We start from the raw sequence: 16,638 nt of genomic DNA, 5'->3' as shown, positions 1-16,638 counted from the left end.
CGAAGGCGGCGGCGGCCGCAACGGCCCCGATGGCAAGCCGCAGGGCCTGGCCGTGCAGGTGGGGGAAAAGACGGTGCAGAATTTCTGGATCGAAGCCACCAACCCCGGCGGCCACAGCAGCGTGCCACGCCCGGACAACGCCATCACCGATCTCACTGCGGCAGTGGTCGCCGTGAACCGGCACGAATTCCCGGTGCAGTTCACCGATACCACCCGCGCCTATTTCACCACGCTGGCCAAGGTGATGCCCGATCCTGTCGGCCCCGCCATGGCCCGGCTGCTCACCAACCCCAATGATGCAGAGGCCAATCGCATCGTTTCGATGGACCCGACCAATCACAGCGTGCTGCGCACCACCTGCGTGACCACCCTGCTGGAAGCCGGCCACGCCGAAAACGCCCTGGCCCAGCGCGCCCGCGCCAATGTGAACTGCCGCATGTTCCCCGGCACCGATCCCAACGCGCTGAAGGCCGATCTGGCAAAGGTAATCGCCAATCCCAAGGTGACCATCAGCCTGAAACCGCCAATCCGCCCGGTCGCAAAGCCGACCCCGATGAACCCGGCCATCATCGGCCCGATGCAGACCATCGCGGCGAAACATTTCCCCGGCGTACCCATGCTGGCGATGATGAGCACCGGCGCCACCGATGCCATCTTCATCACGCCCGTAGGCATCCCGGTGTATGGCGCCCCCGGCACGATGATCGATGCCGATGGCAACGGCATTCACGGCCTCAACGAACGCATCAGCGTGCGCAGCCTGATGCAGGGCCGCGATTATCTCTCCGATCTGGTCGCCGTGCTGGCGAATCCCAAATAGTCTGGCACTCCGGCCCGCAACACCCTACATGCCGGCCATGGACATCGCCCACCTGCTCAGCCCCGAAGCCCTGTCCGCCTTTGGCCAGGTGGTGCTGATCGATGTCGTGCTGGCCGGAGACAACGCCATCGTGGTCGGCGCCCTCGCGGCCGGCCTCCCGGCGGCGCAGCGCAAGAAGGTCATCCTGATCGGCATCATCGCCGCGCTGGTGCTGCGCATCATCTTTGCCCTGGCGGTCACCCAATTGCTGCAGATTGTCGGCCTGATCCTCGCCGGCGGGCTGCTGCTGCTGTGGGTGGCCTGGCGCATGTGGCGCGAGATCAACCCGCGCAGCGCCCTGATCGACGCGCCGGGTAGCGACAGCGATGACTTCGTCGCCACCGATGCGCCGCCGCCCGCGAAAAGCTTTGCCGCCGCCGCGTGGTCGGTTGCGCTGGCCGACGTGTCAATGAGCCTCGACAACGTGCTCGCCGTCGCCGGTGCCGCCCGCGAACACCCGGATATCCTCATCGCCGGCCTCGTGCTCTCGGTCGCGCTGATGGGCATCGCCGCCAACATCATCGCCCAATATATCGAACGCTACCGCTGGATCGCCTATGTGGGCCTGGTCGTGATCGTCTATGTCGCCTTCAAGATGATCTGGGAGGGCTTCAACGAAGTCGCCCCCATCGTGCAGCCGATGGTGGGGATGTAACGCCCCTACGGCACCAGTACCGTCGATCCCGTCGTCAGCCGCGCCGCCAGATCCTCATGCGCCTTGGCGGCGTTGGCCAGCTTGTACCGCTGGTTGATCGCCAGCTTCAGCCCGCCCGATGCCATCAGTCCCAACACGCGCCCGGCATGCTGCAGACGTTCTTCTGGCGTCGCATAATAATCAAACAACGTCGGCCGCGTCGCAAACAGCGATCCCTTGCGCGCCAATATGCCCAGATCCACGCCCGAAACCGGGCCGGAGGCATTGCCGAAACTGATCATCAAGCCCCGCCGCTTCAGACTGTCCAGGCTCGATTCCCAACTGTCCTTGCCTACCCCGTCGAACACCACATCCACACCGCGCCCGCCCGTCAGCGCCCGCACCTGCGCCGCCACATCGCTGCCATCAAGCACGCCATGATCGGCCCCATGCGCCGCCGCGAGCGCCAGTTTCTGCGTCGTACCGGCGACCGCGATCACCGTCGCCCCGACCAGCTTCAACCACTGCATCAGCAGCAGGCCCACGCCGCCTGCGGCTGCCGGCACCAGCGCCCAATCGCCCGGTCGCACCTTCGCGCAGCGCTCCACCAGAAACTCCGTCGTACAGCCCTTCAGCAGCCCCGCCGCCGCCATCTCGTCCGACACGCCATCAGGCAACGGCACCAGCATCGCCGCGGCTATGTTGCGGTGCGTGGCATAGGCACCGATCGGGCCCCAGCAATATCCCACCCGCATGCCAACGGAAAGCGTCACGCCCTCGCCCACCGCTTCCACAACGCCGGCGGCCTCCAGCCCCAGGCCGGACGGGAAGGCAATTGGATACAGGCCAGAACGATGATAGGTATCGATGAAATTCAGCCCGATCGCGGTATGGCGCAGCCGCACCTCGCCCGGCCCCGGCGGCGGCAGCGTAATATCCTGCCACTGCATCACCTCCGGGCCACCACTGGCATCGATCCGGATCGCCTTCATGCCCACTCCCCTCTATGCTGCACTTATGTTGCGCGGTAACTGTTTGTTTTTACTGGAATAGCTCTTCGACTCAGCATCACCTTGCCGATTACCACTCCCCACCGCTACACTAGCGCGATCCAGGGCAAGGAAAAGAGACATTGCGGCCATGAAGATCAACTTCACCATTGATTGCACCCCGGAAGAGGCCCGCGCCTTCTTTGGTCTGCCCGATCTGCAGCCGCTGCACGATGTTTATCTCGATCGCATGAAGGCGGCGATGACCGAAGGTGTCACGCCGGCCGATTGGCAACGCATGATGCAGAACTGGGCGCCCGGCATCGCCGGCGGTTTCGAACAATGGCAGAAACTCATGATGACCGGGCTCAGCGCCGCCGCTGGCAAGACGCAAGGCTGAACCACACAAGATGACCGCCACCATCGCGGCGCTGGCCAGCGGTCGCCCACCAGCAGCGCTCGCCGTCATCCGCCTGTCCGGCCCGGCCGCCTTTGCCGCCGTGCAGGCCCTTGCGGCCCGCATCCCGCCACCCCGCCGCCTCAGCCTGTGCCGCCTGCACGCGGGCGGCATTTTGCTCGATGAAGCCCTGGTCGCCGTCTTCCCGGGCCCCACCAGCGCCAGCGGTGAAGATCTTGCCGAATTCCACCTGCACGGCGGCCCCGCCGTCGTCTCCGGCGTGCTCACCGCCCTTACTGCGCTGCCCGGCATCCGGCTGGCCGAACCCGGCGAATATACCCGCCGCGCCTTCGCCAATGGCCGCATGGACCTGGCCCAAGTCGAAGGCCTCGCCGATCTGGTCAGCGCCGAAACCACCAGCCAACGCGATCAGGCCCTCGCCCTGGCCGGCGGCGCCCTCGGCCGCCTGGCCGACCAGTGGCGCGAACGCTGCCTGATGCTGCTCGCCGAAGCCGAAGCCGGCCTCGATTTCGCCGAGGACGAAGCTGATGTCGCCGAACGCCTGGACGAAGCCGCCCGCCACCAGCTGCTTGTCCTCGCCGATGAACTGGCCGGCCTGATCGCCGATTCCACCCGCGCTGCCCGCATCCGCGAAGGCCTCTCCATCGCCGTTACCGGCCCACCCAACGTTGGAAAATCCAGCTTGGTCAATGCGTTATCGATGCGTGATGCGGCCATCGTGACCGCCATCGCCGGGACCACACGCGACGCCATCGAAGTGCCGGTAGACCTCGCCGGAATCGCTGCCGTCCTTATCGATACCGCCGGCCTGCGCGATACGGCAGATCCCATCGAGGCCGAAGGCATCGCCCGCGCCCGCCGCCGCGCCGCCGCCGCCGATCTCGTGATCAGCGTCGCCAGCGCCGACTCCGCACACTGGCCCACACCACCCGCCGACGGCCCACCCCAGTTGCTGCTCCTCAACAAATGCGACCTCGGCCACCCTGATCTGCCACCCGGCGCCCTGGCCGTCTCTGCCACCACCGGCACCGGCATGGCGGCCTTGCGTGACTGGCTCTCCACCTGGGCCCACACCACCACCCGCCCCGGCGAGCCCGCCCTGCTCGCCCACGCCCGCCACCGCGCCGCCTTCGTCGACGCCGAAGCCGCCCTGCGCGACGCCGCCCACGCCCCCGAACCCGTCCTCCGCGCCGAATCCCTCCGCAGCGCTGCCCACGCCTTCGGGCGGATCGCCGGCCGCATTGGGGTGGACGATGTCCTCGACCGCATCTTCAGCCGCTTCTGCATCGGGAAGTAGTCAGCACCCATTCCGTCGCCCCGGACTTGATCCGGGGCCCCGCTTCCTTTGCTTGAAGTGGTGATGGAGCCTCCGGCGGGCAGGGACGCAGTCCCTGCACTCATTTGATTTCAGGCGTCCCACGTCCCAAAGGCGCACTCCAGCGCCGCAGGCAATGGTATCAGCCTGCGGCGCAGGCCATGGAAACCGGAGGGCCAACCAGAATCGAAAGTGGGTGCAGGGGCTCAGCCCCTGCCCGCCGGAGGACCTTCTTCCTCTGCCACCATGTTTCACGTGAAACATCGCCCGCGAATCGCTATGGAAGCCGTCATGCACGATTTCGACGTGATCATTGTCGGCGCCGGCCATGCCGGATGCGAAGCCGCGGCTGCCGCCGCCCGCCGGGGCGCGCGTGTCGCATTGGTGACGTTGCGCGCCGATGATCCCGGCACGTTGAGCTGCAACCCGGCGGTGGGTGGCATCGGCAAGGGCCATCTCGTCACCGAGATTGACGCGCTGGGTGGCATCATGGGCCGAGTCACCGACGCGGCCCGCTTGCAGTCTCGCCTGCTGAACCGCTCGAAGGGACCGGCTGTCCATGGACCGCGCGCCCAGGTCGATCGCGCCCTGTATCGCACCGCCATGGCTCAGGTACTCTCGGAGTTTCCGACGCTTTCGATCATTGCGACGGCGGTTGAGGGCCTGAATCGTGAACAGGGTCGTATCACGGGCGTGGCGACGGCGCGGGGTCGGCTCGATGCGCCCGCCGTTGTGCTCACCACCGGCACCTTCCTCGGCGGCATGATGCACATCGGATCGGCCCGCGAAGCCGGTGGCCGGGTCGGGGCCCAGGCCAGCGATCTGGGCCAAGCTCTGCGCGCCATGGGCCTGCCGGTCAGCCGGTTGAAGACCGGGACGCCGGCGCGGCTTGATGGCCGCAGCATCGATTGGGCGGTGCTGGATTGGCAGCATGGCGATGCCGATGATCCGCGCTTCAGCCGTTTTGGCAAAGCCAATGGCCGGCCGCCAATTCCGTGTGCCGTCACCCGAACCAATGCGGAGACGCATCGCATCATTCGTGATCATCTCGGTGAATCGGCGCTTTATGGCGGCCATATCGATTCCGTCGGACCGCGCTATTGCCCGTCCATCGAGGACAAGGTGGTCCGTTTTGGTGATCGTGACGGCCACCAGATTTTCCTGGAGCCGGAGGGCTATGATGACATCACCATCTATCCCAACGGCCTATCAACCTCGCTGCCGCTGCGTGCGCAGGAAAAGTTCATCGCCTCGATCAAGGGGCTGGAGCGCGCCCGCATCCTGCGCGCCGGCTATGCCATTGAATATGATCATGTCGATCCACGCGCGCTGACGCCGGGTCTGGCGGCCAAGGATGTACCGGGCCTGTTCCTGGCCGGCCAGATCAACGGCACCACCGGCTATGAAGAGGCCGCAGCTCAGGGGCTTGTGGCTGGCGCCAATGCCGCTGCGGCGGCGCTTGGCCTGCCGCCACTCACCGTAGACCGCACCCAGGCCTATATCGGTGTGATGGTGGATGATCTCACCGCCCACGGTGTGGCGGAGCCTTATCGCATGTTCACCAGCCGCGCCGAGTACCGCCTACGGCTGCGGGCCGACAATGCCGATCAGCGGTTGACGCCCCTTGGCCTTGATCTCGGCCTGATCCCTGCAATCCAGGCTGATGACTTCGCGAGCGAACAGATCGCTCGCCAGGCCGCCCGCGCTCTGCTTGAGAGCCTGTCCGCCACACCACACCAGTTGGCCAGCCACGGCATCGAGGTTCGCCAGGACGGCCAATTGCGTTCCCTATTCGACTGGCTGCGCTTCCCGGCCGTGACCCACGAAGCAGCCCGGCGTGTCTGGCCGGAGCTGGCCCAGGTGCCTGACGATCTGCTCGCCAGCCTGGCGGTGGATGCCAACTACGCCTCGTACATTGCACGTCAGGAATCCGAAGTGGCCGCCTTGCGCCGCGACGAAGGGCTGACACTGCGGGCCGACCTTGATTACGCGGCTGTGGCTGGGCTTTCCAAGGAGATGACCGAGCGCCTCGGCCGAGCCCGTCCTCTCACCCTCGGTGCCGCCAGTCGGGTGCCAGGGATCACCCCCGCCGCCTTGATCGCCCTTCTGCCGCACGCCACGCGCAGGGCGGCCTGAGATGAGTGACGACGCCCGCGCCGGCTTCGCAGCCGAGTTCGATGTTTCACGTGAAACATTGGCCAAGCTCGATCGCTATGCAGAGCTGCTAACCGAATGGCAGCAGCGCATGAACCTCATCGGCCCATCGACCCTGCCGCACATCTGGGATCGCCACTTCCGCGATTCGGCGCAACTGCTGGCAATTGCCGGGACCGGCAAATCCTGGCTCGATATCGGCGCCGGAGGCGGCTTCCCCGGACTGGTACTGGGCATCCTTGATCCTGAATCCGACATCACGCTGGTTGAATCCATCACGAAGAAATGCCGGTTTCTGGACACCGTGGCCCACGAAACAGACACCGCCGCCCACGTGACAGTGGCCAATGTCCGCATCGAGGCCATGGCAACGCGCAAGTTCGACATCATTACCGCCCGCGCTGCTGCCAGCCTCGACACACTGTTCGATTGGGGCCTGCGCTTCGCCGGCTCCGGCACGCGCTGGATTCTGCCAAAGGGTGCCCGGGTGCAGGAAGAGCTTGCCACCGCCGCCCAGCGGTTCCACTTTGACCATGAGCTGATTCCCAGCCGCACCGATTCCGATGCCCGCATCGTGGTCGCGAAAGGGGTTAAACGCCGATGATAATCGCGGTCGCAAACCAGAAAGGTGGGGTCGGCAAGACTACCACAGCGGTGAATCTCGCCACCGCTCTGGCTGCCATCGGCAAGCGCGTGCTGGTGGTCGACAGTGACCCCCAGGGCAATGCCTCCACCGGTTTCGGCGTCGGTCGCAAAGATCGCGATCCGTGCATCTATCAGGTTCTTGTTGATGGCGTGCCGGCCGCTGAAGCCGTGCGCGACACGGTGATCCCCGGCCTTTCGATCCTGCCTGCTACGCCGGCCCTTGCCGGCGCGGAGGTCGAGCTGGTGGACGCCGAACGCCGGTCCAACCGCCTGGCTGATGCCCTGGCCAGCCTGCCGGCTTTCGACTTCGTGCTGATCGATTGCCCGCCCTCGCTTGGCCTCATCACGGTCAATGCGCTAGTGGCTGCCGATGCCGTGCTGGTGCCACTGCAGAGCGAATTCTTTGCCCTGGAAGGGCTGAGCCAGCTGCTCGGCACCATCGAACGCGTGAAGGCTGGGCTCAACCGCCGGCTGGAACTGCTTGGAATCGTTCTGACCATGGTCGATCGCCGCAACCGGCTTTCTGATCAGGTCTGCGCCGATGTGCGGGCGGTGATGGGCGCCAAGGTGCTGAAAACCATGGTGCCGCGCAATGTGCGCCTGTCGGAAGCGCCCAGCCACGGCCTGCCGGCATTGATTTATGACAGCCGCTGCGCCGGCTCCGAAGCCTATCTGGCGCTGGCCCGCGAGCTGCTGGAGCGCATCGAAGGCCCGCTGGCACTGGCGGGATGATGAGGGATAAATGACGGACAACAAACGCAAATCCGGCCTTGGTCGCGGCCTGTCGGCCCTCCTGGACGATATCGCGGCACCACCAACCGCCGCCGCGCCCGGCGTAGTCCGCCTGCCCGTGGCGGATATCGTGCCCAACCCCGGCCAGCCCCGCCGCCAGTTCGATGAAACGGCGATGGCCGAACTCATCGCCTCGGTGAAGACCCATGGCGTGCTGCAGCCCATCCTCGTCCGCCGCTTCAATGGCCGCCACCAGATCATCGCCGGCGAACGCCGCTGGCGCGCCGCCCAAGCCGCTGGTCTGCACGAGATCCCTGTGGTCGTCCGCTCCCTGGATGACAAGCAAGTTGCTGAAATTGCGCTGATCGAGAATATCCAGCGCGCCGATCTCAACGCCATCGAAGAAGCGCGCGGCTATCAGAAACTCATCGCCGATTTTGGCCATACCCAAGCGGTGCTGGCCGATATCGTCGGCAAATCACGCAGCCACGTCACCAACCTGCTACGCCTGCTCGATCTGCCGGCCTCAGTTCAGACGCTGGTTGAATCCGGCGCCCTCTCCATGGGCCACGCCCGCGCCCTGGTTGGTGCCGCCGATGCCGAATCTCTGGCCGAACGCGCTGTAAAACAGGGCCTTTCTGTTCGTGCGCTCGAAGCCCTCGTCGCCGGCGGCAAGGCCAAGCCGAAAGCCCCACGCGCCGCCCCGGCCGCCGCGGCCAACGACCCCAACAGCGACGCGCTCGAAGAACAACTTGCCGAAGCCCTCGGCATGCCCGTTGCACTTCAGGTCGCCCCCGGTGCCAGCAGCGGCAGCCTCACCATCCGCTTCGCCGATCTCGACCAACTCGATCTGCTCTGCAGCAAGCTCGGCGTGGCTTGAGGGCAAAATGCCTCCGGCGGGCAGGGTCGCAGACCCTGCACCCGGTTGCTTTCAGGCGGTGCCGAACGAGAAGGACGCACACCAGCGCCGCAGGCAAGCAGCTTATGCCTGAGGCGCTGGCTGTTGCGGCTAGGCGCCAACCGAAAACGAAAGCGGGTGCAGGGGCTCAGCCCCTGCCCGCCGGAGGCTCCTTTTAACGCCTACGGGCGGCGACGGCGGCGCGGCGGGTAAGGTCGAGCAGCAAGTGCTGCGCACCGAGGTCGGCGAGGCTGCCGCTGGCCTTCACGGCGCGCTCGGCAGCGAGAATGTCGCCCATGGCCGCAGCAAGAGCGGGCTGGCTCCACAGAGACAGCGCCTTGATGATGATGGGCTTTTCCTTCCAGAAGATCGCTTTGCCCTGGCCTTCGACAACCGCGGCCGGCGTATCGCCGCCATCCACTTCGGTGCGCAGCAGCGTGAGCTGCGCGAAACGGCGCTCCAGCGCGCGCAACAGAGGGATGGCGGTGCCATCGGGCAGGCGGCCAATCAGGTCGGTGGCTTCGGCAACATCGCCGGTGGTGATGGCGGCGATGGGTGCGAACAGTTCGGCTTCACCGGTGGCGATGCCGAGTGCAGCGAGGTCTTCAGCCGTGAGCTGTTGCGGGCTTTGCGGGCTGGTATCCTTGTAAAGCGCGTATTTCTCCAGCTCGCGGCGCATGATCATGCGGTCGCCGCCGGCGCTTTCAAACAGAGCCTCGGGTACACCGCGGTCCAGCCGCAAGCCGAGCGGCGCGGCCATCTCGGAGAGCAAACGGCCAGCATCGCGCAGGCTCGCCTCATAATTGATACAGGCGGCGATGGCAGGGTGTTTATCAGCCAAAGTCAGCAGCTTGCTGCCCTTCTTGAAGCTCCCAGCCACGGCCAGCACCGGGTGGCCAGGCGGCCCTTCCAGCAGCGCTTCCACCGCCGCCAGCGCATCATCGTCAAGGCCATCGACGCGCACCAGTTCGCGATCCCCGAACATGGAGAGGCTGGTGGCGGCGGCCATCAGGGCTTGGGGGTCGGACTTGAGCGCATTGCCCGCCAGTTCGGTGATGGTCACGCCGGCGCCCAGGCCCGCCGCTACTTGGCCGGCCATGTCACGCGAGGCGGATTCATCGGGGCCGTGCAGCAACACCAGCCGCACGTCGGCGGGCCAGGCGCGGGCGATGGCCGCAATCCGGGCCGCGTCGGCCTTCATCAGCCTTTCGTGGCGCGGGCGTAGCGGGCCAGGCGCGCGCTGATCTGGCGGGCGAGATCGACGGAGAGACGTTCCAGCGCTGTCGTTTCGGCGGCGACGACCGCGAAATTGGAGCTGACACGATCGATACCGGCGTCGGCCGCAGCGGTATCATCCACCAGCACGGTGCCGGTGGCAGCATCGACCAGGCGATAGCGGGCACGCAGCGTACGCCGTTCACGCGCCGCCGAGGAATCGCCGCGCACGCCAAAGGCGGTGATCTGATCATCCAGAACGATTTCAAGGCGATAGCGTGGGCTTGCCACGGCGAGGCCGAACTGGTCTTCCAGCGCCTGTCGCACCATGAAGCCAGCGCGTTCCGGGATCGGTGCGATGGCGATATCGGCCAGCAGCGTTGCCGGGGCGGACGCATTGCCGCCGGCATAGACCGGGCTGAGCTGGCAGCCGGGCAACGCCAGCAGCGCCAGCGCGGCGGGGATCAGAAGGCGGCGGGCATCAAACAACAATGTTCACCAGGCGATCGGGAACCACGATGATCTTCTTTGGAGCGGCGCCGTCAAGGGTGCGCTGCACATTCGGCAATGCCAGCGCGGCGGATTCGAGCGCAGCCTTGTCGCTGCCCTTGGCCGCGGTGAAATCACCCTTCAGCTTGCCGTTGACCTGCACGGCGATGGTCACCTCGTCATCCACAAGCAGCGCCGGGTTGGCGACCGGCCAAGACGCATCGCAGACGAGGCCCGGCTGGCCGAGCAGCGCCCACGCCTCTTCGGCCAGATGCGGCGCCATCGGTGCCACCAGTTGCACCAAGGCAATCACGCCCGCACGGCGGCTGGGGCCGGCGGCGCTGCGTTCCAGCGCGCCCACCATCTCATATAGCCGGGCGATGGCCTTGTTGAACTGCAGCTTGTCGATATCGCTGGTCACCGCCGCGATGGCGCGGTGGACGCTGCGATCCAGCTTCACATCGGCCGCGCCGTCGGCTGCCGCCGCATTGTCTTCAGCCAGCCGCCACACGCGCTGCACGAAGCGCCAAGCACCATCGATACCGGCTTCGGACCAGGCCAGATCGCGTTCGGGCGGACTGTCCGACAGCATGAACCAGCGCACCGCGTCCGCACCGTAACGGCCCAGGATGGCATCAGGATCGATGACATTCTTCTTGGACTTGGACATCTTGATGACGCGGCCGATCTCGACGGCCAGGCCATCGGCCTTCAGCGTGGCCGCCGTGCCGGTGCGCTCCACATCCTCCGGCGCGAACCAGATCGGCGGCAGGCCTTCGCCCTGCGGTCGGCTATAGGTTTCGTGAGTCACCATGCCTTGCGTGAACAGGCCGGCAAAGGGCTCTGCCACATCGATCAGGCCGATATGCTGCAGGGCGCGGGTCCAGAACCGGGCATAAAGCAGGTGCAGAATGGCATGTTCCACCCCACCGATATATTGGCCGACCGGCAGCCACTTCGCCGCCACCGCCGGATCAAACGGGCGATCAGCGGGCGCGCTGGCGAAGCGGATGAAATACCAGGACGAATTGGTGAAGGTGTCGAGCGTGTCGGTCTCACGCCGGGCCGGCTTGCCGCACTGCGGGCAATCGACATGCTTCCACGTCGGGTGGCGATCAAGCGGGTTGCCCGGCACGTCGAAACTCACGTCTTCGGGCAGCACCACGGGCAGCATCTTCTTGGGCACCGGCACGGCGCCGCAGATCTCGCAATGGATGATCGGGATCGGCGTGCCCCAATAACGCTGGCGGCTCACCCCCCAATCGCGCAGGCGATACTGGGTTACGCCCTCGCCCCAACCCTCCGATTCCGCCCGAGCGATCACAGCGGCGCGGGCGTCGTCGGCGGTCATGCCGTCGAGGAAGCGCGAGTTCACCATGCGGCCGGGGCCGGTGTAGGCCTCGTCACCGATGGGCGCGTCTTCCTCGCCCTCGGCAGCGACGACGCGCAGCACCGGCAGCTGATATTTGCGGGCAAATTCCAGATCGCGCTGGTCGTGCGCCGGGCAGCCGAACAGGGCGCCGGTGCCATAGTCCATCAGCACGAAATTGGCGACGAACACCGGCAGGCGGATCGCCGGATCGAGCGGGTGGATGACGCTCAAGCCCGTGTCGTAACCCAGTTTTTCCTGCGTCTCGATGTCGGCCGCCGCGGTGCCGCCGGCCTGGCATTGCGCGACGAAGGCCGCCAGCGCCGGGTTGGTTTGCGCACATTGCCGGGCCAACGGATGATCGGCGGCGATGGCCGCGAAACTGGCGCCAAACAGCGTGTCCGGCCGGGTGGTGAACACGTCGAAACTGCCGCCATCCACAACTTGGAAGGTGAAGCGCAGCCCGGTCGATTTGCCGATCCAGTTTTCCTGCATCAGCCGCACTTTTTCCGGCCATTCGTCCAGGCCGTGCAGCCCTTCGAGCAGATCTTCGGCAAAATCGGTGATCTTCAGGAACCACTGGCTCAACTTGCGGCGTTCAACCAGCGCGCCCGATCGCCAGCCGCGGCCATCGATCACCTGCTCGTTGGCCAGCACGGTCATGTCGACCGGATCCCAGTTCACCGCCGATTCCTTGCGGTACACCAGGCCGGCGGCAAGCAGATCGAGGAACAGCGCCTGTTCCTGGCCATAATAATCCGGCTCACACGTTGCCAGCTCACGGCTCCAATCGAAGGCAAAGCCCAGCCGCTTCAACTGCTCGCGCATCGCCGCGATGTTGGCGCGGGTCCAGCCGCCGGGGTGAACGCCCTTTTCCATCGCCGCATTCTCAGCCGGCATGCCAAACGCATCCCAACCCATCGGATGCAGCACTTCAAACCCCTGCGCCCGCCGCGTGCGCGCCACCACATCGCCCATCGTGTAGTTGCGCACATGCCCCATGTGGATACGCCCCGATGGATAGGGAAACATTTCAAGCACATAGGATTTGGGTTTGGGGCTGTCGTCGTGCGCGGCAAAGCTCTGCCGTTCGTCCCAAAGCGCCTGCCACCGCGCTTCGGCGGCCTGGTGGTCAAACCGGGGCATGAAGAAACTCAGCGATCAGGGGAAATGGCATTGCGGCGCAGGTCGCGTGCCCGGCCCAGGATGGTTTCTTCCAGCCGCTGCACGGTGCCGGCGCGCACCGTGGCTTCGGTCCAGCCGGTGGCGCCCAGTGTCTGGCGCTGCACGGCCACGCGCACGGCATCGGCACGCAATTCGGTGTCGAGCACGGTCACCGTCACCTTCACGCGCTCGTTGGCGCTTTGCGGGGAGACATACCAATCGGTGATGATCACGCCGCCGTTGGAATCAACCTGGGCCAGCGGCATGAAGGCGATGGTATCAAGCGCGGCGCGCCACAGATAAGCGTTGATGCCCAGCGTGGTGACCCGGGCCGGCGCCTCGGCCGACAGCCTGGGCTTCTTGTTCTTGCCGCAAGCCGGCGCCAGCACCGCCAGTGCAGACAGGAAGACCAGGGTAGAGATTAGCCGCATGGCAAAACCTTCATCACGAAATTCGGGCCGGAACCGGCCACAGTCCGGCCTGCCTTTTGGCATGTTGCACCCGCCCCGCCAAGCCCGCAGCCCCGTGGAAATCGCGGGAGGAGCGAGGCGGCGGCCTGCAACTGTGTACCTGCCGCCACAGGCGCGATGAAAACGCCTTCCCCAAGGGCGTTCAAACAAAGGCTACGTTTATTGTCATATGGGATTCATGGTCCGGTGTTGATAGGACAGAATTGTATGAAACCGCGTGCCGATTCGCTCGCGCTGGCAAGCGCGCCGCAGAATCCAGCCAAAAGCTCATTTGGAGCCTGGCTGGCGGTGGCAGCGCTGTGCGTGGCGGCAATGGCCGGAACGGCAAGCCCGGCACTGGCCGCCAAGGCCAAGCCGGCGAAACAGCGCTTGGTCGTCGATACGCCGCTCACGCCATTCCAGCCGCAGGTCGGCGAAATCGGCCGCTTTGCCTTCACGGCCCCCGGCGCCCCGGCGATGCCGCAATCGCTGGGCAGCGGCTTCCGCTTCACCCCGTCTGGCCAGGCCGATAACCGCCGCGCATTGTCGCTGGGTGTCGCCGCCCGCGTCACCACCCCGGTGGTCGATCGTTCGCGCGCCGCCGCACCCGCCGATCGCTTCGTGGTGCCCGCCGGTTATAACGTGAATCTGTCGCTGGGTTGGAAGGGCTTTGCCGTCGATACCGGCTATGCTCATGCCGAACCCGTACAGATGTCACCGCTGTCGGGCCGCATGACCGATCAGCTCAGCCTGGGCCTGTCCTATGGTGGCCGCAACTGGCGCACGTCGTTGCAGGGCACCGCCGAACAGAGCCAGCCACTGGCCTTCGCGCCGCTCACCCGCCGCTATGGCGTCGAACTGGGCGGCGCCTATCGCGTTGCGCCGCGCTTCTCGGTGACCGGCGGCATGCGCTATCGCATCGCGCCGGAACCGCCGTCGCTGGTGCTGCCCAATCGCGACGATCAGGCCGTCTACCTCGGCACCAGCATCGCCTTCTGATCCTGTGAGTGATGCAGAACAGCGGCTTGCAGACGTGCAGGCAGGCCTGGACCGGGCCTGCCGCGACGCTGGCCGCACGGAAAAGCCCCTGCTCGTCGCCATCTCCAAAACCTTCGACGCCGATGCCATCCGCCCGCTAATCGCGGCCGGCCAGCGCCACTTCGGCGAAAACCGCGTGCAGGAAGCGGCTGCAAAATGGCCGAAGATGCTGGCCGAAACGCCGGGTATCACGCTGCACCTCGTCGGCCAGCTGCAATCCAACAAGGCCGCCGAAGCCGTTGCGCTGTTCGACGTGATCCACAGCGTCGATCGCCCCTCTCTGGTGACCGCCCTTGCCAAGGCTCAAGCCGGTGCGGACAAGCTCCCCGCCTGCTACCTCCAGGTCAACATCGGCAACGAAGAACAGAAAGGCGGCTGCGCGCTTGCCGATCTGCCGGCGCTGCTGGAACAAGCTCGCTCCGCTGGCCTCAACGTTGTCGGCCTGATGTGCGTTCCCCCCGCCGACGTCGAACCCGCGCCTTACTTCGCGCTGCTCGCCGAACACGCCAAGCGTCTGGGCCTCACCGGTCTGTCGATGGGCATGTCGAGCGACTACGAAACAGCCGCCCTGCTTGGCTCCACCGTGGTCCGGGTCGGCAGCGCGCTATTTGGAAACAGGTAAAAGGGCCTCCGGCGGGCAGGGTCACAGACCCTGCACCCGTTTGTTTTCAGCTCACATTTTCAACGGTCATGCTCTGAATTGAAGGGCTGCCTCGAAACGAAATTGGGTGCAGGGCCTCAGGCCCTGCCCGCCGGAGGCCCCTTACTTCAACATCAAGCCGCCAGCGGTTGAATCCGCAGCCGCTTCACCATACGCGGATCGCCGTCGATCACTTCGAAGCGCCAACCGGCAGGGTGGTCGACAAACTCGCCCGGCGCCGGAACGCGGCCGGCGAGCATGAAGACGAGGCCGCCGAGGGTATCGACATCTTCGCCCACTTCGTCGTCGGCCAGGTTCACGTCGAGCGTTTGTTCGAGGTCGTCTATGGCCAACCGGGCGTCGGCTTCCCAGAGGCGGTCGCCGACTTCCTGGATAAGCGCGGCTTCTACCTCGTCATGTTCATCTTCGATATCGCCGACGATTTCCTCGACCAGGTCTTCGATCGTCACCAACCCGTCGACGCCGCCATATTCATCGATGATGATCGCCATATGGGTACGGCCGGCGCGCAGCTGGGCGAGCAGATCGACGATGCGCATCGAAGCCGGCACGAACAGCACTTCGCGCAGCAATGGCTCGATGGGCAGATCATGCAGCGGGGCGGAGCTGACCGCATCGTTGAAGGTATCGGCGATGCGGCTGTACACATCCTTGATGTGGATCATGCCGATGATGTTGTCGCGGTCGCCGCGCCACACCGGCATGCGGCTGTGGCCGGCATCGCGAAAGCGCGCCACCAGCGCCGGAAAGCCGGCTTCGGCATCAAACATCACCATATCGGCCCGCGGCACCGCGCTGTCGCCGGCGCAAGCATCGCCCAGATGCAGCATGTTGCGCATCATGGCGCGTTCCACCGGGCCAAGATCATCGCTGCCGTTGCCGTTCGCGGGCGCGTCTTCGGCTTCGTCGATCGCCTCTTCCAGGCTTTCGCGCAGCGTATGTTCGGGGGTGCGGCTGATCAACTGGCGCAGCTGCCGCCACCAGCGGCTGCTGCGCAATCGAGAATGGCTGTCGCCGCTACTGTCGCCCTCAGGCATGGTTACTGGTCTTCCTCATACGGGTCGGGGAGGTGCAGCTTTGCGCAGGCAGCGCGTTCCAGCGCTTCCATCTGCTCGGCATCCCAATCACCGGTTTCGTGGTCATACCCTAACAGGTGGAGTGTGCCATGGACAACCAGGTGGCCAACATAGTCCGCCACGCTCCAGCCCTTCTCGCCGGCTTCGCGCACCACGGTTTGCGCCGCCAGCACCAGATCGCCCACCAGCACTTCGCCATCATCGCTGTTGGCCAGGCTCACCAGCATGTCAGGAGCGAGCATCGGGAAGGAGAGGATGTTGGTCGGCTTGTCCTTGTCGCGATACTGGCGGTTAAGCGTGTGCACCTCGGCATCGTCGGAAAGGCGCACCGCCACTTCCACCGCCATCGGCGCATCGGCCAGTTCGGCATAGGGGGTTTCGGCCAGGGCCGCCGCCACGGCGGCGCGCGTCAAGGCCGGCCAATCCGCCGCCGGCCAGTCACCCGCCACCACATCGGTTTCAACAACCAGCATCAGCCGTCCTTGGCCGGGCCTTCATAGGCCTCGACAATGCGGCCAACGATCGGGTGGCGC

At 65.8% G+C, this 16,638-nt stretch carries 17 protein-coding genes; 10 read left to right on the top strand and 7 right to left on the bottom strand.

The window, feature by feature from the left end; genetic code table 11:
- Positions 1 to 820 (top strand): peptidase dimerization domain-containing protein (locus RT662_RS12130; RefSeq protein WP_313670968.1); only part of this gene is annotated, 820 nt, incomplete at its 5' end.
- A gap of 37 nt (positions 821 to 857) precedes the next feature.
- The gene (locus RT662_RS12125; RefSeq protein WP_303795366.1) at positions 858 to 1,514 is read left to right on the top strand and encodes a YjbE family putative metal transport protein; all 657 of its coding nucleotides are present in this window, start codon (positions 858 to 860) and stop codon (positions 1,512 to 1,514) included.
- Positions 1,515 to 1,519: 5 nt separating this feature from the next.
- Here RT662_RS12125 and RT662_RS12120 read toward each other — a convergent pair whose 3' ends face one another.
- Positions 1,520 to 2,485 carry a quinone oxidoreductase gene (locus RT662_RS12120; RefSeq protein WP_313670967.1) on the bottom strand — a complete coding sequence of 322 codons (966 nt, stop codon included), beginning with the start codon at positions 2,483 to 2,485 and terminating at the stop codon, positions 1,520 to 1,522.
- Between the two features lie 148 nt (positions 2,486 to 2,633).
- Here RT662_RS12120 and RT662_RS12115 point away from each other — a divergent pair, with 148 nt between their 5' ends.
- The 6 genes from RT662_RS12115 to RT662_RS12090 all read left to right on the top strand — a co-directional run bounded on the left by RT662_RS12115 (position 2,634) and on the right by RT662_RS12090 (position 8,626).
- A complete protein-coding gene (locus tag RT662_RS12115; RefSeq protein ID WP_313670966.1) occupies positions 2,634 to 2,882 on the top strand; it encodes a DUF6489 family protein in 249 nt (82 codons plus the stop codon).
- 10 nt (positions 2,883 to 2,892) lie between these two features.
- On the top strand, positions 2,893 to 4,197 hold the full coding sequence (gene mnmE / locus RT662_RS12110; protein ID WP_313670965.1) for a tRNA uridine-5-carboxymethylaminomethyl(34) synthesis GTPase MnmE: 1,305 nt from the start codon (positions 2,893 to 2,895) through the stop codon (positions 4,195 to 4,197).
- A gap of 309 nt (positions 4,198 to 4,506) precedes the next feature.
- A complete protein-coding gene (mnmG, locus tag RT662_RS12105; protein ID WP_313670964.1) occupies positions 4,507 to 6,351 on the top strand; it encodes a tRNA uridine-5-carboxymethylaminomethyl(34) synthesis enzyme MnmG in 1,845 nt (614 codons plus the stop codon).
- 1 nt (position 6,352) lies between these two features.
- The gene (rsmG, locus tag RT662_RS12100) at positions 6,353 to 6,973 is read left to right on the top strand and encodes a 16S rRNA (guanine(527)-N(7))-methyltransferase RsmG (protein ID WP_313670963.1); all 621 of its coding nucleotides are present in this window, start codon (positions 6,353 to 6,355) and stop codon (positions 6,971 to 6,973) included.
- Positions 6,970 to 7,746 carry a ParA family protein gene (locus RT662_RS12095; protein ID WP_313670961.1) on the top strand — a complete coding sequence of 259 codons (777 nt, stop codon included), beginning with the start codon at positions 6,970 to 6,972 and terminating at the stop codon, positions 7,744 to 7,746. The genes rsmG and RT662_RS12095 overlap by 4 nt, the downstream gene beginning before the upstream one ends.
- Before the next feature lie 10 nt (positions 7,747 to 7,756).
- Positions 7,757 to 8,626, top strand: coding sequence for a ParB/RepB/Spo0J family partition protein (locus RT662_RS12090; protein WP_313670959.1), 870 nt, complete (start codon positions 7,757 to 7,759; stop codon positions 8,624 to 8,626).
- A 193-nt stretch (positions 8,627 to 8,819) separates the two neighbouring features.
- Here the strand turns inward: RT662_RS12090 and holA are convergent, their stop codons facing one another.
- The 4 genes from holA to RT662_RS12070 are packed head-to-tail and all read right to left on the bottom strand — an operon-like array spanning position 8,820 to position 13,312.
- Entirely contained in the window at positions 8,820 to 9,845 is a 1,026-nt protein-coding gene (holA, locus tag RT662_RS12085; RefSeq protein ID WP_313670957.1) for a DNA polymerase III subunit delta, read from the bottom strand.
- Positions 9,845 to 10,348, bottom strand: coding sequence for an LPS assembly lipoprotein LptE (gene lptE / locus RT662_RS12080; protein ID WP_313670956.1), 504 nt, complete (start codon positions 10,346 to 10,348; stop codon positions 9,845 to 9,847). Before lptE ends, holA begins: the two co-directional genes overlap by 1 nt.
- Positions 10,341 to 12,863 carry a leucine--tRNA ligase gene (leuS, locus tag RT662_RS12075; protein WP_313670955.1) on the bottom strand — a complete coding sequence of 841 codons (2,523 nt, stop codon included), beginning with the start codon at positions 12,861 to 12,863 and terminating at the stop codon, positions 10,341 to 10,343. Before leuS ends, lptE begins: the two co-directional genes overlap by 8 nt.
- Positions 12,864 to 12,871: 8 nt before the next feature.
- Positions 12,872 to 13,312: a DUF3576 domain-containing protein gene (locus RT662_RS12070; protein WP_313670954.1), complete on the bottom strand. Its 441-nt coding sequence runs from the start codon at positions 13,310 to 13,312 to the stop codon at positions 12,872 to 12,874.
- Positions 13,313 to 13,558: 246 nt separating this feature from the next.
- On the opposite strand from RT662_RS12070, the gene RT662_RS12065 reads away from it, so the two are divergent.
- Both RT662_RS12065 and RT662_RS12060 read left to right on the top strand, forming a co-directional pair.
- Positions 13,559 to 14,329, top strand: coding sequence for a hypothetical protein (locus tag RT662_RS12065; protein WP_313670953.1), 771 nt, complete (start codon positions 13,559 to 13,561; stop codon positions 14,327 to 14,329).
- Positions 14,330 to 14,333: 4 nt separating this feature from the next.
- Positions 14,334 to 14,990 carry a YggS family pyridoxal phosphate-dependent enzyme gene (locus RT662_RS12060; RefSeq protein ID WP_313670952.1) on the top strand — a complete coding sequence of 219 codons (657 nt, stop codon included), beginning with the start codon at positions 14,334 to 14,336 and terminating at the stop codon, positions 14,988 to 14,990.
- Positions 14,991 to 15,142: 152 nt separating this feature from the next.
- Here the strand turns inward: RT662_RS12060 and RT662_RS12055 are convergent, their stop codons facing one another.
- Together RT662_RS12055 and ybeY are read right to left on the bottom strand one after the other, a co-directional pair.
- A complete protein-coding gene (locus RT662_RS12055; RefSeq protein WP_313670951.1) occupies positions 15,143 to 16,066 on the bottom strand; it encodes a hemolysin family protein in 924 nt (307 codons plus the stop codon).
- 2 nt (positions 16,067 to 16,068) lie between these two features.
- Entirely contained in the window at positions 16,069 to 16,578 is a 510-nt protein-coding gene (ybeY, locus tag RT662_RS12050; protein WP_313670950.1) for an rRNA maturation RNase YbeY, read from the bottom strand.
- Between the last annotated feature and the right edge of the window lie 60 nt (positions 16,579 to 16,638).

The organism is Sandarakinorhabdus sp. (assembly GCF_032115815.1).
In the GTDB taxonomy this organism is placed as follows: Bacteria; Pseudomonadota; Alphaproteobacteria; order Sphingomonadales; family Sphingomonadaceae; genus Sandarakinorhabdus.
The sequence above is the reverse complement of the archived record's forward strand: the minus strand, read 5'-3'. Positions and strand labels throughout refer to the sequence as shown.